20 protein-coding genes and 1 tRNA gene are annotated in these 20,387 nt (G+C 70.2%); 17 read left to right on the forward strand and 4 right to left on the reverse strand.

The annotated features are described in order from the left end of the window. Positions 1-36 precede the first annotated feature (36 nt). The 13 genes from ACTVZO_RS17815 (at position 37) to ACTVZO_RS17875 (ending at position 12,856) form a co-directional block, all read left to right on the forward strand. Positions 37-342: a phage tail assembly protein T gene (locus ACTVZO_RS17815; RefSeq protein ID WP_443299323.1), complete on the forward strand. Its 306-nt coding sequence runs from the start codon at positions 37-39 to the stop codon at positions 340-342. An 18-nt stretch (positions 343-360) separates the two neighbouring features. Beyond that, positions 361-2,370, forward strand: a complete 2,010-nt coding sequence (locus tag ACTVZO_RS17820; RefSeq protein ID WP_443299324.1) for a hypothetical protein — start codon at positions 361-363, stop codon at positions 2,368-2,370. A gap of 9 nt (positions 2,371-2,379) precedes the next feature. Continuing rightward, positions 2,380-5,091: a hypothetical protein gene (locus ACTVZO_RS17825; RefSeq protein ID WP_443299325.1), complete on the forward strand. Its 2,712-nt coding sequence runs from the start codon at positions 2,380-2,382 to the stop codon at positions 5,089-5,091. A gap of 8 nt (positions 5,092-5,099) precedes the next feature. Then, entirely contained in the window at positions 5,100-5,597 is a 498-nt protein-coding gene (locus ACTVZO_RS17830; RefSeq protein ID WP_443299326.1) for a hypothetical protein, read from the forward strand. Between the two features lie 66 nt (positions 5,598-5,663). Next, positions 5,664-6,476 carry an N-acetylmuramoyl-L-alanine amidase gene (locus tag ACTVZO_RS17835; protein WP_443299327.1) on the forward strand — a complete coding sequence of 271 codons (813 nt, stop codon included), beginning with the start codon at positions 5,664-5,666 and terminating at the stop codon, positions 6,474-6,476. 16 nt (positions 6,477-6,492) lie between these two features. After that, a complete protein-coding gene (locus tag ACTVZO_RS17840; RefSeq protein ID WP_443299328.1) occupies positions 6,493-6,747 on the forward strand; it encodes a holin in 255 nt (84 codons plus the stop codon). Positions 6,748-6,760: 13 nt separating this feature from the next. After that, positions 6,761-7,108, forward strand: a complete 348-nt coding sequence (locus tag ACTVZO_RS17845; RefSeq protein ID WP_443299329.1) for a hypothetical protein — start codon at positions 6,761-6,763, stop codon at positions 7,106-7,108. Positions 7,109-7,750: 642 nt separating this feature from the next. Further along, complete coding sequence (locus ACTVZO_RS17850; RefSeq protein ID WP_443299330.1) at positions 7,751-9,343, forward strand: SGNH/GDSL hydrolase family protein; 1,593 nt, start codon at positions 7,751-7,753, stop codon at positions 9,341-9,343. Between the two features lie 95 nt (positions 9,344-9,438). Beyond that, entirely contained in the window at positions 9,439-10,623 is a 1,185-nt protein-coding gene (locus ACTVZO_RS17855) for a helix-turn-helix domain-containing protein (protein ID WP_443299331.1), read from the forward strand. Positions 10,624-10,731: 108 nt separating this feature from the next. Next, entirely contained in the window at positions 10,732-11,082 is a 351-nt protein-coding gene (locus ACTVZO_RS17860) for a DUF6415 family natural product biosynthesis protein (RefSeq protein ID WP_443299332.1), read from the forward strand. Beyond that, a complete protein-coding gene (locus ACTVZO_RS17865; protein WP_443299333.1) occupies positions 11,079-11,522 on the forward strand; it encodes a hypothetical protein in 444 nt (147 codons plus the stop codon). Before ACTVZO_RS17860 ends, ACTVZO_RS17865 begins: the two co-directional genes overlap by 4 nt. Before the next feature lie 401 nt (positions 11,523-11,923). Then, positions 11,924-12,400 (forward strand): hypothetical protein, encoded by a 477-nt coding sequence (locus ACTVZO_RS17870; protein ID WP_443299334.1) that lies wholly within the window; start codon positions 11,924-11,926, stop codon positions 12,398-12,400. Between the two features lie 258 nt (positions 12,401-12,658). Then, entirely contained in the window at positions 12,659-12,856 is a 198-nt protein-coding gene (locus ACTVZO_RS17875) for a hypothetical protein (protein WP_443299335.1), read from the forward strand. Positions 12,857-12,960: 104 nt separating this feature from the next. Here ACTVZO_RS17875 and ACTVZO_RS17880 read toward each other — a convergent pair whose 3' ends face one another. Next, positions 12,961-13,959 carry a hypothetical protein gene (locus ACTVZO_RS17880; RefSeq protein ID WP_443299336.1) on the reverse strand — a complete coding sequence of 333 codons (999 nt, stop codon included), beginning with the start codon at positions 13,957-13,959 and terminating at the stop codon, positions 12,961-12,963. Positions 13,960-14,104: 145 nt separating this feature from the next. Here ACTVZO_RS17880 and ACTVZO_RS17885 point away from each other — a divergent pair, with 145 nt between their 5' ends. Then, on the forward strand, positions 14,105-14,305 hold the full coding sequence (locus ACTVZO_RS17885) for a hypothetical protein (RefSeq protein ID WP_443299337.1): 201 nt from the start codon (positions 14,105-14,107) through the stop codon (positions 14,303-14,305). On the opposite strand, the gene ACTVZO_RS17890 is transcribed toward ACTVZO_RS17885, so the two are convergent. Next, positions 14,302-14,523, reverse strand: coding sequence for a helix-turn-helix transcriptional regulator (locus ACTVZO_RS17890; protein ID WP_443299338.1), 222 nt, complete (start codon positions 14,521-14,523; stop codon positions 14,302-14,304). The two genes, ACTVZO_RS17885 and ACTVZO_RS17890, sit on opposite strands and share 4 nt — an antisense overlap. A 363-nt stretch (positions 14,524-14,886) precedes the next feature. On the opposite strand from ACTVZO_RS17890, the gene ACTVZO_RS17895 reads away from it, so the two are divergent. Then, positions 14,887-15,033, forward strand: a complete 147-nt coding sequence (locus tag ACTVZO_RS17895) for a hypothetical protein (protein WP_443299339.1) — start codon at positions 14,887-14,889, stop codon at positions 15,031-15,033. Here ACTVZO_RS17895 and ACTVZO_RS17900 read toward each other — a convergent pair whose 3' ends face one another. Further along, complete coding sequence (locus ACTVZO_RS17900) at positions 15,034-16,299, reverse strand: tyrosine-type recombinase/integrase (protein ID WP_443299340.1); 1,266 nt, start codon at positions 16,297-16,299, stop codon at positions 15,034-15,036. Between the two features lie 100 nt (positions 16,300-16,399). Next, positions 16,400-16,484 (reverse strand) — tRNA-Leu (locus ACTVZO_RS17905). A gap of 440 nt (positions 16,485-16,924) precedes the next feature. On the opposite strand from ACTVZO_RS17905, the gene ACTVZO_RS17910 reads away from it, so the two are divergent. Together ACTVZO_RS17910 and ACTVZO_RS17915 are read left to right on the forward strand one after the other, a co-directional pair. After that, positions 16,925-17,698, forward strand: coding sequence for an ABC transporter ATP-binding protein (locus tag ACTVZO_RS17910; protein ID WP_443299341.1), 774 nt, complete (start codon positions 16,925-16,927; stop codon positions 17,696-17,698). 55 nt (positions 17,699-17,753) lie between these two features. Further along, complete coding sequence (locus tag ACTVZO_RS17915) at positions 17,754-20,306, forward strand: ABC transporter permease (protein ID WP_443299342.1); 2,553 nt, start codon at positions 17,754-17,756, stop codon at positions 20,304-20,306. The last annotated feature ends 81 nt before the right edge of the window (positions 20,307-20,387 follow it).

Genomic DNA, 20,387 nt, shown 5'->3' on the forward strand with positions numbered 1-20,387 from the left:
AGGCAGTTCTACTTCCGCCTGGCCGCGCACCTTGGCATGACCGTAGGCCGCCTGCTGTCCGAGGCCGGATCGGCTGAGCTCGCCGAGTGGAAGGCCTACGAGAAGCTGACCGGCCCCCTGGGCGGCCTGCGCGGCGACCTTCACGCGGCCCTCGTCTCGGCCGCCGTCATCAACAGCCAGCGCGCCAAGGGCAAACGGCCCGTCAACCCGATCGCGTTCCTGCCCCGCTGGGACACCGAGCGGGTCCGCAAGACCCCGGAAGAGCTCTTCCGCGCCGCGATGGCCGCGAACGTGGCGCTCGGCGGCAGCCTGCGCCGCACAACCCCCGACACCGACGCCTGATCCGAGAGGGGGTGTGCTGTGGCCACCCTCGCCTCGATGACGGTCCGCCTCGGCATCGACACCGACCAGCTGCGCGCGGGCGCGGAAGCCGCGCGCGGGCACCTCACGACCCTGGCCAAGGGCGTGGCCGGCTTGGGAGTGGGCCTTCCCGCGATCGCTGCGGTCACCGCGGGCATCGGCGGCATGGTCGCCGCGTTCGCGACGGCCGGTATCGCCGCGAAGGCGTTCCAGCTGGCGCTGAAGCCGCAGCTGGAGTCCATCGCCGAGGCGTCCTCGGCGGCTGAGGCGGCCGAGGCTGCGCACGCCGAGGTGGAGCTGAAGCAGGCCAAGGCCGCCCAGCTCGCCGCGAAGGGCGGCAAGGCCTACAAGGCCGCTCTGGAGGACGTGAAGCAGGCGTCGGAGGCCGCGAAGGACGCCGACCGGGCCTACCAGGCGCAGCTTGACGGCCTTCCGCCGGCGACGCGGGAGGCCGCGGTCGCGCAGAAGGGCCTGAAGGACGCCTACAAGGACTGGTCGGACAGCCTCGCCGTGTCCACCATGCCCGTGATGACGCAGGGCATCGGCATCCTGACCAAGCTCATGCCCCTCCTCACTCCCTTCGTGAAGTCCGCGGCCGGCGCCCTGAAGGAGTTCCTCGGCGAGGTGAGCGCCGGCGTGTCGAAGAAGGGCCTGCCGGCGCTCGCGGAGCGGCTGGCCGAGGTCGCGGGCAAGAACCTCAAGAGCTTCCTGGTCGGGATCCGCAACATCGGCGTCGGGATCGGCGGCCTGATCGGCGCTTTCACGCCCCTGTCGGACAACATGTCCGGCGGGTTCGAGCGGGCAACCGCCGCTTTCGCCGCATGGGGCAAGGGCCTCGGCGAAAGCGAGGGCTTCGCCAAGTTCGTCGACCTCGCCCGGCAGGGAGCCGCGACGCTCGGCGCTCTCGCTGAGTCGGCGCTGCGGCTTCTGGTCGCCATCGCCCCACTCATCGGGGTGACCGCGCTGCTCGCCGGCTACCTCGCCAACCTGATCAACTCCCTGCCGCCGTGGGTGCTGGAGAACCTGGCCATGGCGATCATGGGTGTCGTCGTCGCCATGCGCCTGTACCGGATCGGCGCGGCCGCGACAGCTCTCGCGACCCGGCTGCTGGCCTCCTCCACCTATCTGGCGATCGCCGGCTGGACGCGCATGCTCGCGTTCGGTCTCGTCGCCTACGCGCGGATCGCTGCCGGCGCGGTCGTCTCGGCCGCGACCACCGCCGGCGCGTGGGTCGGCTCAGCGCTGGTGTCCATCGGAACCTGGGTCGCCGCGGTCGTCCGGGCTGCCGCGGTCGCCGTCGCCCAGTTCGTCATGATGGCGGCCCGCGCGGTGCTGTGGGCGGCCATCATGGCCGCACAGTGGCTGATCGCCATGGGGCCCATCGGCTGGATCATCGCCGCCGTGATCGGCCTGGTCGCGCTGATCATCTACTACTGGGACGAGATCAAGGCCTTCACCGTCCGCATCTGGTCGGAGCTGTGGGCCCGCGCGAAAGAACTCACGACCCGCAACATCGGCAACATCGTGGGCTTCATCGGCGGCCTGCCCGGCCAGATCCAACGGATCTTCGCCAGCGCCGCGACCTGGCTGGTCAACGCCGGCAAGAACGTGGTGACCGGCCTGTGGAACGGCATTCAGTCCATGGGCGGCTGGCTCCGCTCCACCCTCATGGGCTGGGCCCGCAACCTCATCCCGGGGCCCATCGCGAAAGCTCTCGGGATCGCCTCGCCGTCGCGGGTCATGGCCAAGCAGGTAGGCCGCTGGATCCCCGCCGGCATCGTCGAGGGTGCCGAGTCGGGCCAAGGAGAGCTCGACGCCGCCATGCGGCAGATGGTCACCGTGCCCGGCATGAAGGCCGCCGGCCAGAGCCCCACCGGCGCGAACGGGCCGACTCGCGCCGTCGTCGAGTTCGACTTCGGCGGCGCCGACAGCGCCTTCAAGACCGCCATCAGCAAGGTCGTCCGGACCAAGGGCCAGGGCAGTCCGACGACCGCCTTCGGCCAGCGATAGGAGAGACCCGTGGCGTTCCCGCAGACCCCGATCGAGCTCCTCGCCGAGATGCAGATCGGCGGCGTCTGGACCTCCATCACCAGCACCCTGCGCGAGGGCGTCCCCGTCACCATCGAACGGGGCCGGCCGGACGAGGCGTCCAGCGTCGACCCCAGCACCGCCTCCTTCCAGCTCGACAACCGCGGGAACCTGTACTCCCCGCGGAACCCCCGCAGCGCGAACTACGGGCTGATCGGGAGGAACACGCCGGTCCGCTTCTCGGTCACGGGCCCGGAGGCGTACCTGGCCACGACCGGGGTGTCGGGCGACATCGTGGCCACCCCCGACCACGCGTCGCTCGACATCGTCGGCGACATCGACGTGCGTATCGAGGTCACCGCGGACTGGTCCCGCAGCGTCCAGCAGATCCTGATGGGCAAGTGGCCTTCGGTCGACGGTCAGCGGTCCTGGTACCTGCGGATCATCAACGGCCTCCTGGTGTTCGTGTGGACACCGACCGGCCTTTTCGCCAACGCGGTGGCCGCGTCCACACTGATGCCGCAGCTCCCCCGGCGAGCGGCCGTCCGGGCCACCCTGGACGTGAACAACGGGGCGGGAGGCTGGACCGTAGGGCTCTACTGGGCGGAGACCCTCGCCGGGCCGTGGACCCAGTTCAGCACCGTCACCGGCACGGGTGTCACCAGCATCCATAGCGGGACGGCGCCGCTGGAGATCGCCCCCACCCACGTCAACGGGACGGAGACCCGTCTGCCCTGGAAGGGCCGTCTGCACCGGGCCGAGGTGCGCTCCGGTATCAGCGGCAGCGTCGTGGCGTCACCCGACGTGCGGGCCCTCGCGCCGGGCACCACCTCCTGGGCGGACTCAGCCGGCCGCACGTGGACGCTCGCGGGCGCGGCGGAGATCAGTGCCAGGGAGTACCGGCTGCACGCCGAGGTGTCGTCCTGGCCGCCGCACTGGGACCTCTCCGGCCAGGACCGAATCGTCTCCCTCGAGGCGTCCGGGATCCTGCGCCGCCTCGGCCAGGGCACGAAGGCCTTGGCGTCCACGCTTGCCCGGCGCCTGCCCGGCCAAGGTCCGGTCGCCTACTGGCCGATGGAGGACGGACGGACGGCGACGCAGGCCTACTCGCCGATCGTCGGCTGCCCGCCGATGCCGGTCAGCGGTTTCACCTTCGGCGAGGACGACAGCTGCCCCGGCTCGGCCGCCCTGCCGTCCATCGACGGCGCCGCCATCATGGCCGGCCCCGTCCCCGCCTATACCAGCCCGACCAGCGGATACCTGATCTCGCTGATCTACCAGCTCGACGCGCCGCCCGGATCGCTCCAGCCGTGGCTGGCCTTCCGGACCACCGGCACCGCCGCCGGGATCGTCGTCAAGTACACCTCAACCACCATCGGCATCGAGGGCTACGACGCGGCGAACAACCTGATCATCAACGAGTCGTTCTCGAACTCCGACACCTACGGCCCGGGCAAGTGGTACCGGTTCGACCTCTCCGCCCAGCAGAACGGCGGCAACGTCGACTTCCATGCCGGCTGGGTTGAGGTCAACGGGAGCGGCTCCGCATGGAACTGGTCCGAGCCCGGAACCGTCGGCCTGGTCGAGCGGTTCGACACCGCGTTCGGCCCCGACTTCTCCGGCATGCGGATCGGGCACCTGGCCGTCTTCCCCTCCTCCGACCTCGGGGTCTGGGGCGGCTCGGACAACGGCTACGGCGGCGAGACCGCCTCCGACCGGATCGCACGCCTCGGAGCCGAGGAGAACGTGCCGGTCACCTCAGGGTTCGCGCCCACGCAGATGGGCGCGCAGGGGCCGGCCCCACTGCTCACGCTCCTCGGCGAGTGCGAGGCCGCGGACGGAGGGGTCCTGTACGAGGACCGCGAGCGGATCGCGCTGCGCTACCGGGCCCGGCAGTCCTTCAACAGTCAGCCGGTGGCGCTGACCCTCGACTACGCGCAGGGTCATGTGGCTCCGCCGCTGGAGCAGGTCGACGACGACCAACGGGTCCGCAACGACCGCACGGTCACGCGCGCCGGCGGCAGTTCAGCCCGGGCCGTGGATGAATCGAGTGCCCTGTCCGTGCTGGCGCCGCCTCTCGGGGTGGGCACCTACGACGACGCGACCACGCTGAACCTCCACAGCGACGCCCAGACGGAGCCGATCGCGGCCTGGGCGCTGCACCTGGGGACCTGGGACGCGGCCCGGTATCCGAGCGTCGTGATCAATCTGGCCGCGAAACCGGAGCTGATCCCGGACGTCCTGGCACTCGACATCGGTGACCGCATCCAGATCCTGAACCCCCCGGCCTGGTTGCCGCCCGGGCCCATCGACCTGCTCGTCGAGGGATACAGCGAGGTCATCGGGTGGCCGTCCGCATGGGACATCACGCTCAACTGCTCGCCCGCCGGCCCCTGGTCGGTGGCAGTCCTCGACGACACGGCGACCGGCCGCCTCGACACGGCCGCCTCGACGCTCGCCTCGGGCGTCACATCGACTGCGGCCTCGCTGTCGGTGGCCACGCCGAGCGGCCCGCTGTGGGCGACCTCGGGACAGACCCCGTTCGACATTCAGGTCGGCGGCGAAGTCATGACCGTGACCGCGGTCACCGGCGCGAGCAGCCCGCAGACCCTCACGGTGACCCGCTCGGTCAACGCGGTCGTCAAGGCCCACTCCAGCGCGGCTGACGTGCGACTCGCACAGCCCATGATCCTCGCCCTGTAGGAGGCGCAATGCCGTACCCCACGTGGTCGGCCGGGCAGCGGGTCACCGCGGCCCTGCTGACCGCGATGCAGCCCATCACCGTGGTGAAAACCATCGACGAGCCGGTCACGGCGTCGACGACGCTGCAGGACGACAACCAGTTGATCTTGCCGTTGGAGGCTGCCGCCACCTACACGGTCCGCGGTGCCCTGTTCTACGACGGCCAGTTCAACGCCGGGAACCTGAAACTCAGCTGGGCTCTGCCTGCCGGCGCGTCGATCTTCTGGTCGGCGAACGGGCCCGCCCTCGGCGGCGCCGCGGCCTACGCGTCGCAGGCGGTGACCTCGGGCAACATCAGCGTCGGAACCTATGGCACGGGCGGGTCGAAGACGACCGCTTCGATCGTCGCCCACGTGACCACCTCGGCGGCCGGAAACATGATCCTCAGGTGGGCGCAGGACACGTCACACGCCACCCCGACGCAGATCTACGCCAAGAGCTTCCTGCAGGCGATTCGCATCACCTGACCTGCCCCGCCCCTGTACGCCCCGAGCCTGCTGGCCGGGGCTTTTCTCATGCCCTGGAGGGATTTCATGGACCTGGTCCGTAGATCGCAGTACGGTCTGCCCGCCACATCCCCGGCCGCATCCATCGCCCGCACGAACGGCGTCAAGGTGCACTACCTCGGCTCGGAGTACTCGTCCCGCCGGCACGACTTGTGCGACGACTACGTGCGCGCGATCCGAGCAAGCCACCTCGCCAACAAGTCCGAGGGCTACGTCGACATCGCGTACAACGCGGTCGTCTGCGAGCACGGCACCGTCTACGAGGGCCGCGGCCCCAACAAGCGCAGCGGCGCCAACGGCACCGCCGTCCTGAATGCACGCGACTACTCGGTCTGCGGCCTCGTAGCCAAGGCCGGGGGCGGTCTGGACAGCCCCCCGGACGCGCAGCTGCACGGCCTTCGCGACGCCATCGAATGGCTGCGCTCCGAGGGCGAGGCTGGCGACTACATCGGCGGGCACCGCGACGGCCACGCCACCACCTGCCCCGGCGCCCCGCTGTACGACTGGGTGAAGCGCGGCGCTCCCCGCCCGGGCGCCGTCCCGCCGCCGGCGCAGGTCGTCGTGGACCTGTCCCGGCTCATCTCCGCCGCGAGCGTGGACCCGCCCAGGTCCGGGACCCCGGTGTCGTACGCCGGCGTCCGCACCGTGGAGGCCGCGCTCCGAGCCGAAGGCCTGCTCGCCGCCTCGCTCGTCGACGGGCACTTCGGCACCTCGACCATCACGGCCTACCGGGCCTGGCAGACACGCCTCGGCTACTCGGGCCCCGACGCCGACGGCATCCCCGGCAAGACCTCCCTCACCCGCCTGGGCGCCGCCCACGGCTTCACCGTCATCGACTGATCAGGAGACCACCACCATGTTCACCTTCGCGTTCTGGAAGGCCACCGGCGAGCGCGCCGTCCGCACTTTCGCGCAGGGCGTGCTCGGCGCCATCAGCGCCGACCAGCTCGGCATCCTCGACGTCGACTGGGGCCAGGCCGCCTCCATCGGCGGCCTCGCCAGCGTCTTTGCGGTGCTCACCGCCATCGCCACTTCCGGCGGCACCGAGGGCCCGGGCATCACCGAGACGGTTGCCGCTCCGGCGGCCCCGTCCCGTCCGACCGCGGTCTGATCGGAGCTACCGCGTGGCCGACGACCCGACTCTCGGCGAGGTGATGCGTCGCCTCGAGGATGTCCGCCAGGACCTGAAGGAGGACGTTCGTGAACTCGGGTTGAGGCTCGACAGCAAGGTCAGCATGGAGCGCTACCAGCTCGAGAAGCAGGCCCGCGACGGCGCGGCCGCGGCCGCCCTCGAGCGGATCGCGGCCATCGAGCAGTCCCGCGAGAGAGAGGCCGAGCAGCAACGGCAGGACGCACAGAAGATCGCCGACCGGCGGGCCGCCGACCGGCGGCTCGCCTTCACGGCGATCATCGCCCCCGTGCTGATGCTGCTGCTCACCGTCTACCTCAACGCCCGGGGGGCTGGAGCGTGAGACAACACCGCACCTCCAAGGCCAGCCACAGGCGGACAGACCTCGCGTTCGCCGTGGCGGCCGCCCTGGGCCTGGCCGGCTTCGCGCTCCTGGTGGTCCTCATCCAGGGCCTCGGCCACGACCTACGCGCCGCGAACGAGGCCCGCGATCAGCTGGCGAGGCAAGTGCAGCTGCTCGGCGAATCCCCGGTCGCCGGGCCGCCCGGGAGTCGCGGGGAGCCCGGTAAGGGCGTCGAGGGCCCGGCCGGACCGCGTGGTGAGCGCGGGCCGACCGGCCCCCCTGGATCCGCTGGCTCTCCCGGCCCGACCGGCCCGCCGGGGCCGACCGGATCGGCCGGTGCACCGGGCGCAACCGGTGCGCCAGGGCCGCCCGGAGAAGGACCTGTCGGTCCCACCGGTCCGCAGGGGGCACCGGGCCCGGCCGGCCCGCCGGGCGAGCAGGGCCCGCCCGGGGCGGATGGCGAGAACGGCCAGCCCTGCCCCGACGGCTACACGCTCCAGCCGCCCGCCGGCGACCCCGACGCGCTTGTCTGCCGTCGTACCGGCGCCCCACAGCCGACACAGCAGCCACCGTCACCCGCCGCCGCGCTCGACCCGTCCCGTCGGCAGTACCCCTGACCGCGACCTCGCAGGGAGGCCCGTCATGCCCCAGCCCACCCGGACGGTGGTCGGCACCTACACCAACCCCGCCACCCAGCAGCCGGCCACTGGTCGGATCGTCCTGTCCACGCTTCCTCAGGTGTGGACCGATGCCGATGGCGGGGAGATCCTCGCGGGCGGCGGGACCTTCGAGGTGGTGGCCGGGGCTCTGTCCCGGCCGCTCACCGTCACCGACGCGCCAGGCGTCGAGCCCGCGACCGGAAAGTACTGGGTCTACGAGGAGCGCCTCGACGGGCTGCCCTACCGCCGCCGCGTATTCGAGCTGCCCGAGGGGGACGGCAGCCCCATCAAGATCGCGGCCATCATCGACGCCGACCCGGCGCAGGCCGGTTACACACCAGTCGAGGGGCCACCCGGACCGCAAGGGGCCACCGGTGCCACCGGGGCTACCGGTCCCGCAGGGCCGGTAGCGACCGCCTGGCGCCGCCGGGACCTCCCCGACCCAGTGACCGCGGACAGCCTGTATGCCGGGGCCGCGCCGACGATCGGCACGGCGCAGACGACTACACCCACGGCCGGCTACATCAAGTACGCCCCGGCCGGGGTGGCGCTCGCGGGTACGGACGTCACCGGCCCGTACACCTACCTGGGCGCCGGAGGCTTCCAGATCGGTGCGGGCGCCCCGGACACGAGCTACGTCCTGCCGACGTCGAAGTACCCCAACACGTACAGCTCGGGGCAAAGCATCTGGAGCGTCGAGTTCGGCACGGACGCCGCGATCTTCCAGGTCCGCATGAAGTACATCAGCGCGGCGACAATGTTCCGGGTGTCGATCGACGGCCGCAAGGTCACCGACTTGATGCAGAGCAGCGGCGGCACCACGCCGGGATCCGGACACCTGATCACCATTGACCTCGGCTCGGCCGCGCCCCGCCGCATCCGCCTCGACTTCGCCACGTTCCCCTTCGGCGGCGTGTACCTGCCGCCCACGGCAACGATGTGGCGGGTCCCGGCAGAGGGCGGCCGGCTCATGGTCCTTGGCGACTCCATCCCGGACGGCTCGGCACAGAACACTGGCTCGGGCGCTGGAACCTGGTTCGCACGGACAGCCCGGCTCCTCGGCGCTACGGATGCGTGGGAGCAGGGCCGCGGCGGCACCGGCTACATCACGGCAGGGGCCTTCGCGACATTCGGGACCCGAGCCCCGATCGACGTGATCCCCCACGCGCCCACCCGGCTGATCGTGTGGGGCGGCTACAACGATTCCAGCGGCGACCAGGCGGCCATCGGCTCCGCGGCCGCCAGCCTGTACGCCACCCTCAAATCTGGGCTCCCCGCCTGCGAGATGTACGTCATCGGCTGCTGGTCACCGAGCGGCTCCCCGGGCGCGTCCCTCACGAACACCGACACGACGTTGCGTGTACAGGCTGCGGCCGCGCAGATCCCGTTCATCTCACCGATCACCGGAGCCTGCTACGACGCGGCCGGCGTCCTGGTGGCCACCCACGGACCGTTCATCACATCCGGCCTCGTCGCCGGGTACATCGGTGGGGACAGCATCCACCCAACCGACGCCGGGCACGTCTACCTGGCCCGGCGCATCACGGCAGCGATCCGCGAACTCATCCCTGCCTAAACGGCACAGCGCCCCCTCTCAGCCTGCAGGCTGAGAGGGGGCGATTTTGTCGTGTACCGGTACCGTTCAGGTGTCGAGTCTGAACGGGAGCCAGTATGCACTCTCTACCGCACGACCACACCGGCGCGCGCATGAAGCGCCTGCGCCAAGAACGCCACCTCACCCAAAGGGCCGTCTCGGACCTCGCGCAGGTCCCCTACAGCACCTACACCAAGACCGAGCAAGGCGTCATCGCGGCCTCGCCCTACCTGATCGCGGCTGTCGCCCGCGTGTTCCGTGTTGACGTAGCCACGGTCACCGGCCAGCCGTACACCACCGAACTCCGCGCGGACGAGCTGGACGTCCTGATTCGCCCGATCCGGCAGGCCCTCGATGTCTACGACCTCGGCGCCGACCCCGACATCACTCCACGCGCAGACCAACTCCTCGCCGACGACGCCGAGGCCCTCCTCGTCGCCGTCCGGGCGGGAGAGATCAAACAAACTGCCGCCCAGCTCCCGGGGCTCATCTTGGAGGCCACCACGGCCGCGCACGCGGCACCTGGACGGGAGCGCTGGCTGCTGCTGGCGAGTCTCTACCGCACCTCCTACGACGTGGCCTCGAAGTTGGGGTTCTACGACCTGGCCGGGCTCGCGCTCGCGCGCATGGATTGGGCGGCCGAGCGCGGCAGCGACGCGGTGTTCGGGGGCATGTACCGCTACATGAGGGCCCTGACCTACCTCCGTGACGGCGAGTACCGCACGGGCGAACGGCTCGTGCAGCTCGGCCTGCGCACACTCGCGCAGGCGGACGCCTCCCGGGAGCGGGAGGTCGTCACCGGGCAGCTCCACCTCGGGGCCGCGGTGATGGCCGGCCGGTCGAAAGACAAGGGCCGGGCAGACGGGCACCTCGACGAGGCAGAGCGGATCGCCGTCGGCACGGGCGAGGCCGTGTCGGTGCACTGGCTGGCGTTCGGACCGACGAACGTGGCCGTGCACCGGGTCAGCGTGCTGGCCGAGCTGGACGACTACGGGCAGGCCGCTCAGGCTGGCCGTGGTGTGGCTATGCCTACGGATTGGCCGAAGTCACGGAAATCGCACCATTTCGCTGAGCTGGCCCGGGCGCAGATGTGGACGGGCGACCTCGACACGAGCTTCCAGAACTTGGTGCGGGCGCGGAAGGCGGCGCCGCAGCAGGCCCGGTATCACCAAACGGTCCGGGAGACGTACGCGGGGCTGGAGGCGGCCCGCCGCCAACTTCCCGATTCGTTCCTGTCGTACGGCTCCTGGCTGGGAGTTTGACCGCCAGTAAACCCTTGGCCCCGGCTATCAACATGTCGTGATAGTCGGGGCCTTGTCGTGCTCCCAGACTCGTCTCACCACCCGCTGACGACGGTAGGGAGCGCAGGCGTGAAACCGACACGAGTAGAGATTGACGAGGTCACCCGACTCGTTCGGCGCACCCTCGTCTCGTACAACCTGAAGCCCAGCAACGAGGCTGTCGCAGACCTGACACGCCGCCTCGTCGAGCACGGGCAGCGGTACGTTGTCCGGGCCCGCAAGCTGGACGGCGTCGCCCCCCGGGTGACGAACGCCCTCGCAGACTGGGACATCGAGACCGCCGCGGGCCCCCCGCCGGGGCCCCTTGGGAACTGGGACCACGCCCGATCCCTCGCCCGCCACGTACGCACCCTCCACAACGCTCTCCTCGAGGAAGGCCGGCGCCGCGAGGCAGTCGGGCAGCGGCAGGCGGACGTATGAGCATCGCCACGCCACGGGCGGTCATGCCCGACGCTGCGTTCGTGGGTGAAGTGCGGATCAACTTCGCGCGCGGCTCCCGCGGGTGCGCGTACGTGATGCTCGGCCATCCCGAGGCTCACGTACGGCGCGAGACGACAGTGGACCGCTACCTGCGCGGGATCGCCGCCGGCCTCGGCCTGCACGAGGGCGAGGGCTACCCCTCCACGCCGCACTGCCTCTACTTCGTGAAGGGGTTCTGGGCCCTCGACTACGGGCACCCGGAGACGCTCCTTACGCTCCCACCGCCGCCGCGCGGGTGGGCCATACGCGTCCAGGCCGACCGGGCGGCCCACGTCGGTGTCTGCTTGGACCCGGGCCTGCCGCCGTCCAGGCCGGACCACGTGCTCACCGGCACCGTGGGCTACAAGGCAGACCGGCGTCTCGGCCTGTTCCCCAGCTGAACCGCCCGACACCCAGAGAGGATCACTGGCTTGAGCGCGCGCGAGTACTGCGTCTACTGCGACCAGCCTGTCGCAGTCCTCCCCGAGAATCGGGTAGGCCCCGACTTCTCGGCGTCCGCGGGCCGCCCACCGATGTACGCCCATCCGGCCTGCTTCTCTCGCCAGGTCAGTACGGCGCCACGCACCCCTCGGTGGCGGCGGTGAACGACTGGCGAGGGCAGGTCCTGTTCGTCCTGGTCGTGCTCGGGTTCCTTGCCGTGATCGTCCTCGGCACAGCTCACTGATCTCGCCTCGGCCGGGATGGCCCATCAGCCCCCTGGCAAAACGACCCCTGCAGGGGTGGGCGATGCCCTGCTCACCCCACGGCACGGATTCATGATCGCGTACGAAGGGAAATCGAGATGACCACGCCCACCCTGGACACATCCGCCCGACACCTGCTGTCCGACGACGGGTTCGCTCGCGTGGCGCACTTGGTGCAGCGCGACAACGACGGCATCGACGAGCCGCTCGCCGTCCGGATCGTCAACGAGGCTCTCAAGTTCGTCGCCACGGCCGCGCAGACCACCGACCGGCACCTGCGGCCCTCTAAGACCGTGGACATCGGCTGGCACGCGCTCATCCTCCACACCGAGATGTACCGGACGCTGTGCGCCGCCGTGGGGCGATTCGTGGACCACAGGCCGGAGGGCCCCGAAACGCTCAAGCGGGACGCGGACACTCTCGACCTCACCATGGCCGCCATCCGCGAGGCCGGATACGCGCCCGACGAGTACCTGTGGGGCCCGCTGGCCGACGCGGACGTCCACGCGGGGGACTGCATGCACTCGGAGTGCACCAGCGGCGGCTCCGGCTGCGCCGCGCCGCCCGCGGCATGAACCACCCCGCCCATCTGAGCACGCCCAAACTCCCCGGGAGAAGCCCATGGCTGAACTGACCATGTCCGCGAACTGCTCCAACTGCGGGGGCGTCGGACGCATCCTCTACACCGACCCGACCACGGGTCAGACGCGGGATGCCGGCGCCTGCCAGGCCTGCGGGGGCAGCGGCCGCACCCACGACAACCGCCTCGTCGAGTTCCCGACTTCGCGCCCCACGCGTACGGTTGGAACCTGCGCCGTCAAGGAGGCCACGCCATGCGCGAAGAACGTGAAGAGTGGGTTGACCCTCGACAAGAGGACGTCGTGCGCTATTTCACGACGACCGTCCAGGAGGCCGCGCGTCGCCGGGGCATTACCCCGTGCGACACGTGCCATGGCATCGGCACCGTCGTCATGGTGAACCTGAAGACGAAGCAGCCGTTCAGCGTCGCCTGCTCCAGCTGCGGCCTGTAGAAAAGGCGCTTTCCGTAGCCCCGGCCGGACCCTCTGGCCGGGGCTGCTCCGCTGATCGCTTTGCCCGTAGCGCTGGTACAGGCGGGGGGGACACCGCTAGTGGGTCAGTCCTGCGCGGCGTTCCGCTCCAGCCAACGGCCGTACCAAGTCATCAGCTGGAACGTCGACTTGAGTCCCAGTTGGCGACGCGCACTCGACAGGCCTTCGCTCACCCACCGGTTACTCATGCGGAGCCGTCGCGCCGCGTCCTCTTGCGAGTGCCCAGCGTTCAGCTGCTCCAGAATGTCCAGCTGCTGGTCGCTCAACACCCCCTCATCGGCTGCCGCCAGGGCCTGAGCCCACGGCACCGCGTTACCCCAGAGAAGGTCGAAGGCATGGCGCGCCCACATCACGCTGCTGCGGTCCGCGACGTGCCATCCACTGTGGGACTCGGCGTGCCCGGTCACATGGTCGTCGATGAACAGAGATTTTTGATCAATGATGATGAACCGAGGGAAGCGGCCGGCTATCGCCCGCACCTCGCCGCCAGCCTCCAGGAGCGCGGCCACGTACGCCTGCGTGCCGGGATGCGCGGCCGCGTTCGCCCGATAGAGCAAGCGGAGCGAGGCGCCGCGCTGAAGAGCCGCCAGGGACCTGTCTGTGCCCATCCGGTGGGTAACCGGGTCCCGGTCGGCTGGCCGGACAGGCTGCGCGGCGAGGAGCTCCACCGCGGCCTTCCCGGTGACCTCGCCGATACGGTCGTTCATCTGCCCCTTCGTGGGCAGGAACTCGCTTCCCATGCTGTCGAAGCGCCGGTTCTGCTCGAACGTGGGCGAGAGTCCTTCGAGTACGGGGATGGCCTCGAGGCGACGCAGGCTCGCGGCGAGCTGGCTGCGCTCAGCCTCCAGTACACGCTGGATGGCGGCACGCGGGTCCATCGCGAGCCAGGAGTGCGGCTCGTACGGGTTCTCGTCAACGAGGCCAGCGGCTCGAAGGCGACTCAAGTCCGCGTCGAGCGGTGGTGGAGTACCAGCGGCCAGGGCTCGGTACAGAGCCTGATCCTCACCGTTCAGGCCGGGCGGGACCAGGCCCTTACCTGTCGATTCCGGTTCCACGTTGCCCATGGTTCCCCCCATGCGCGAGTGCGGGATTCCGCACCGCGCGTTCTCGCAGCCCGAGCCTCTGGATTTGTGGCACGTGCTCCTGGCAACCTACTAGGTACACAGGCGGATGCGTGTTCGAACGCCTGCCGTTCGCCCGAAAGGACGCATGATGCGACGGATAGCCCAGCTCACGGCGGCGACCCTCCTGGCCCTCACGGCGGTCGCCGGGGGCACCGCGCTCGCGTCCGCTTGCCCCACCAGCACGCCGCAGGCGGAGACCCAGAGCGGCGACGTCGGCTGGGGCTCGTCTCCCGCCGAGGCGGAGCCGACCCCCACCGTCACGCTGAAGGACGTCGGCTGGGGCTAAGGCCGGACGAGGTCCTCGAAGGGGACGCCGACGGCATCCGCAATCCGCAGGAGCACGCTCAACGGCGGGTCGCTCGTCGCGTACTCGATGCGGTGGACCGTCTTGTGATCGATTCCCACCCGCTCACCGAGGGCTTCCTGCGTGAGGCTGGCGTCCCTGCGGGCGGCCCGAATCCGCGCGCCGATGACCCGGCGACGGGCGAGAACCCTGTCGGGCATGGGGGGCGTGGACGGCACCTGTCCACGTTGGAATGATCTTGCTCCGTTGTCCTTACCCAGCCGGGTAAAAAGTGTGATCTTGAACGCTGTGGGTAAATGGCCTGACCTACGGTCACGATCTGGCCACTTGGCCGGAACCCCTGCGAGAAAAAATCACGCTTTGTACTGTTGAAGCTACAAACAGTCTGTATAGCCTACGAACGGCCGAGACCCCTCAGGCATATGCCGCGCCATCAGGACACCCCCCACGGCAAGCCCTGCGCACTTCAGCTGGGAGATCCGATGTACGAAACGCTTTTGGACGTGATCACCGTTGGGGTGGTTGTGACTGGTGTCGTCGCCTGCGCCATACGCAAGCGCGCCATGACACGCCAGGTCGCCTCGATGGCCCGACAGGTCGACTCCCTGCGCGCGGAGGTAGCCATCGCGCGCATCGAAGGCGTCCTGGGCCACCAGCCGCCCGGCGGAGGGACCACCACGGTCCCTGCGCCGGCGCGCCGCAAGAACTGACTACCCGACAGAGCGCAGATGCGGCCTGGCCCCAGACATGGCGGCCTCGATCGTCGCCATCGCATCGTCGTCGGCCTCGGGCAACAGGTGCCCGTACAGGTCCGACGTGGTCTTGACACTCTCGTGCCCGAGCCGCCGCTGTACGTACGTCAGCCCGTGGCCGGCCGAGATGAGCGCCGCCGCGTGGGAGTGCCGCAGGTCGTGCGGCGTCGGGTTCTTGTGCTTGGGCATCAGGCCGGCCTCCTTGGCCCGCTTCACCGCCCGCTGCCACCGGTCGTGGAACGTCGAGTAGTGGAGCCGCTGGCCCTTGTCCCCAGTGAAGTAGAGCCCGTCATCGTCGAGGCCGGCCGCCGCCTGGAGCTCGACGAGTGCGGCCACGACCGACGTGCTGACGCGAAGGGTGCGCCGGCTCCGCTTGGTCTTGGGGGTGCCGATGTAGTAGCCGCCGTGTTCATCCCTCTTCCACGCCCGGCGGACCTGGACCCGCGGCCGTACGCCGTCGATGTCCAGCACGCACTTCGGCGCCAGCGAGGTGAGCTCGCTGTACCGCAGCCCCGTCCCGTACTTCACGTCCACCATCAGCTGGTCCTGGCGCAGGGTGAAGGCGGCCCGCAGCGCGTGCACCTCCTGCGGCGTGAGGAAGCTGATGTCCTCGTCGTCCTCGGCGCCGGCGTCGTCGATGCGCGGGAGGTTGGTCAGTTCGCAGGGGTTGCGGGCCCGCAGCGGCGGCTCGCTGCGCACGGCCTCGCCGAGGATGGAGGAGAGCAGGCCGTGCAGATTGCGGATGGTTTTGGGGGACATGGGTTTGCCCTTGGGACTCCCGTCCGGCATCCGGCCCCGGTAGACCTTGGTCCGCTCCAGTTGCCGCACCCACGCCTTCACCGTGTCGCTGGAGAAGTGCTCGACCGAGCGGACGTCGCACTCGCCGAACGTGGGGAACACCCACTTCGCGAGCTCCTTGTGGCAGGCGCCGCGGTAGCGCTCCTCGATGCCGGTCCGGTTCTCGATCACCCGGGTGGCGTACACCCGGAAGCGGTAGGCGTCCTCGGCCACCTGCTCGGCCGCGATGTACCCGCGGCCCTTGACCCAGCCCGGCGGCCAGTGCTGGCCCGCCTCGTCCACGGCGGCCTTGAAGACGCCGGCGTCGTCCTCGTTGTCGAAGGACTCCGACTGGCCGGCCCCCTGGCGGGTACCGCCGTCACGCCACTTGACCTGATAGCTGGTGATCTCTCCTGCGCGGTTCTTCCGCGGGTGCACGCTCGCCATGGGGGCACTGTAGACGCACGTGTTCCCCACGTGTTCCCGAACCTGATAACGATCAAGGCGCGATGCGACTGATCTTGCAGGTGACACGGGGTGCGGGTGGTGGTGCCCGGAGCCGGACTTGAACCGGCACGGCCCGAAGGCCAGCGAGGTTTAAGCTCGCCGTGTCTGCATTCCACCATCCGGGCAGGGCGTGGCGGCCCCCGTGGAAAAAGCCTTGAACGCTGCGCCGAGCCTATCCGGAACGGTCTCGCCGCCAACGGGGCGTCTATCCGATGTTGTCTGATTTTATTGGCGCTTGAGGGGTCGTCAGGCCCGAGAACGCACGGTCGGCCCGTTCTGGGCGACGATCACCCCCGACCTGGGAATGACGGGATTTCGATGGCCCGCCGCGGGCCCGCGCCACCCCGTGCGCCACCCGCTCCGCCACCCCGGGCCCCCACCCGGTCGCCAGGACCCTGTCATACCAGAGGAGGAGACGAACGACCCCCCGGTCAGACTCCAGTGGGCCGGAGAACGGGCACCTCGGTTGATCCCGAGCGGGGGTGGGCGCGGCGACGATGGAAGCGTCCCGCAGACGGACGGCCCGCAGCCGTCCCCCAGCCCCGCCCCGACAGGAGTCGCTTCCGTGACCACCACGAACTACGCCCCGCACACCACCCAGGCCGTGGCCGCCCGCGCCACCGGCCTCTCCAAGGTGTACGGCCAGGGCGAGACCCAGGTGGTCGCCCTGGACAACGTGTCCGTCGACTTCGCGCAGGGCCAGTTCACCGCGATCATGGGCCCCTCGGGCTCCGGAAAGTCGACGCTGATGCACTGCGTCGCCGGCCTGGACACCTTCTCCGCCGGCTCCGTGCGCATCGGCGAGACCGAGCTGGGCTCCCTCAAGGACAAGCAGCTCACCCAGCTGCGGCGGGACAAGATCGGCTTCATCTTCCAGGCCTTCAACCTGCTGCCGACCCTGACCGCCCTGGAGAACATCACGCTCCCCATGGACATCGCCGGCCGCAAGCCCGACAAGCAGTGGCTGGACGCGGTGATCGGCATGGTCGGCCTCTCCGAGCGCCTCTCCCACCGCCCCACCCAGCTCTCCGGCGGCCAGCAGCAGCGCGTGGCCGTCGCCCGCGCCCTGGCCTCCCGCCCCGAGATCATCTTCGGCGACGAGCCCACCGGAAACCTCGACTCCCGCTCCGGCGCCGAGGTCCTGGGCTTCCTGCGCAACTCCGTCCGCGAGCTCGGCCAGACCGTCGTGATGGTCACCCACGACCCGGTCGCCGCCTCCTACGCGGACCGCGTCATCTTCCTCGCCGACGGCCGGATCGTCGACGAGATGATCAGCCCCAGCGCGGACGGCGTACTGGACCGCATGAAGGCGTTCGACGCCAAGGGCCGCACCAGCTGACCCGGGGTCTCCCCGAAGCCCTCCACCAGACTTCCAGCCCCAGGACTGAGACCCCATGTTCCGTACCGCCCTGCGCAACGTGCTCGCGCACAAGGCCAGGCTGCTGATGACGGTGCTCGCCGTCACCCTCGGCGTCGCCTTCGTCTCCGGCACCCTCGTCTTCACCGACACCCTCGAGAAGTCCCTCTCCAGCCAGTCCGCCAAGAGCTACGACGGCGTGGCCGTCTCGGTCACCTCGTACGGCCAGAGCCGGGACGAGAACGGCCAGAAGGAGGGCGAACCGGGCATCAGCCAGGCCACCCTCGACAAGGTCAAGGCCCTGGGAGGCGTCGACTCCGTCTCCGGCCGCGTCTCCGGCTTCGCCGGCGTGGGCGACGAGAACGGCAAGCTGATCGGCTCCGGCTGGTCGAACCGGGGCGCCAACTACACGCCCGTCAAGGACGGCAAGGACCCGCGCTACGCCTTCGTCCAGGGCGCCGGCCCGGCCAAGGCCGACGAGATGGCGCTCGACAAGGCCACCGCCGACGCGGGCTCCTACAAGGTCGGCGACAAGGTCCGCGTCGCCACCAACGGCCCGGTCAAGGAGTACTCCCTCGCCGGTGTCTTCACCACCGAGGACGGCGCCGTCCAGGCCGGCGGCAGCCTGGTGCTCTTCGACACCAAGGTCGCCCAGGAGCTCTACCTCAAGCCCGGCTACTTCCAGGAGCTGTCGGTCGGCGCCAAGGCCGGCGCCTCCGCCGACCAGCTGCTCGCCGAGATCAAGCCGCTGCTCGACGACAAGAGCACCAAGGCGCAGACCGGCGCCGCGCTCGCCGCGGAACAGGCCAAGGACATCGAGAAGGGCCTGGGCCAGCTGGGCACCATGCTGCTCGTCTTCGCCGGCATCTCGCTCTTCGTCGGCGTCTTCCTCATCTACAACACCTTCACCATGCTGGTCACCCAGCGCACCAAGGAGCTGGCCCTGCTGCGCGCCGTCGGCGCCAACCGCGGCCAGGTCATGCGCTCGGTGCTCGCCGAGGCCCTGGTCGTCGGCGCCGTGTCCGCCGTCGTCGGCCTGGTCAGCGGCATCGGCCTGGCGGTCGCCATGCGCTCCGTGATCGGCTCCTTCGGCGCCAAGCTGCCGGGCGGCGCCCTCGTGATCGCCCCGGGCACGATCATCGCGGCCCTGGTCATCGGCGTCCTGGTCACGACGGTCGCCGCGGTGCTGCCCGCCTGGCGCACCGGCCGGATCGCCCCGGTCGCCGCCATGGGCAGCGCCCACCTGCCGGCCAGCGCGAAGTCCCTGGTGCTGCGCAACGTCATCGGCTCCGTCATCGGCGTCCTCGCCGTCGGACTGGTCCTGCTCGGCGTGTCCATGGGCAAGGACGAGGGCCGCATGACCATCGGCGCGGGCGCGTTCTTCATGCTCATCGGCCTGATCGTGCTGCTGCCGCTGCTCTCCCGGCCGGTCATCGCCGCCGTCCGCCCGCTGCTGCAGAAGGTGTTCGGGGTCCCCGGCAAGCTGGCCGCGCAGAACGCCGTCCGCAACCCGCGCCGCACCGCCGTCACCGCCGCCTCCCTGGCGATCGGTCTGACCCTGGTCACCACCCTGTCGGTGCTGGGCATCACCGTGGGCCAGGTCGTCGACCGCATGAGCACCGAGAAGCTCAGGGCGGACTACCGGGTCTCCATGGCGGGCGACATGGGCGGCCTGGACAAGTCGGTGGCCGAGACCCTGGCCAAGGCCCCCGGGATCAAGGCCGTCTCCCCGCAGGCCGCGGGCTACTTCATGGTCGGCGAGAACTTCCGGTCGGCCTCCGGCGTCAACCCCGCCACCATCGGCCAGATGCTGAACATCGAGGTCACCGGCGGCTCGCTGGACAGCCTCGGCAAGGGCGAGATCGCGGTCGCCGAGAAGACCGCGCAGAAGCAGAACCTGACCGTCGGCTCCACCCTCGACGTCCGGTACGACGACGGCCAGACGGGCTCCCTGAAGGTCGGCGCCGTCTACAAGGACATGGAAGGCCTGCTCTCCCCGTACGTCATCGACAACAAGATCCTCAGCGAGCACAGCGAGGAGCAGTACGTCCGCGAGGTGTACGTCAACGTCGACGGCGGGGCCTCCGCGGCGGGCCAGCAGAAGGTCGTCGACGCCCTCGGCAAGAACCCGGCCATCACCGTCGCCACCCAGCAGGACATGCGCAACGAGATGGGCGGCATGATCAACACGATGCTGAACATCATGTACGGCCTGCTCGGCATGGCACTGGTCATCTCGGTGCTCGGAGTGGTCAACACCCTGGCGATGTCCGTCTTCGAGCGGACCCAGGAGATCGGCATGCTGCGGGCGATCGGCCTCGACCGCGGCCGGGTCAAGAACATGATCCGCCTGGAGGCCGTGGTGATCTCGCTCTTCGGCGCGGTCCTCGGCGTCGCCATCGGCGTCTTCCTCGCCTGGGCCGTCGGCACCACCATGGCGAACTCCATGCCGGACTACGAGCTGGTCCTGCCGTACGACCGGATCGGCATCTTCCTCCTGCTGGCCGCCGTGGTCGGCGTCCTGGCCGCCATGTGGCCGGCCCGCAGCGCCGCCCGGCTGAACATGCTCACCGCCATCAAGACCGAGTAGCGCGGAAGGTCGGCGACGAGGGACAGGCAGAGGGGCCCGGGGCACACGCCCCGGGCCCCTCTGCCGTTCCGCAGGCGCCGA

It is taken from the genome of Streptomyces sp. IBSNAI002 (assembly GCF_052244475.1).
Classification (GTDB): domain Bacteria; phylum Actinomycetota; class Actinomycetes; order Streptomycetales; family Streptomycetaceae; genus Streptomyces.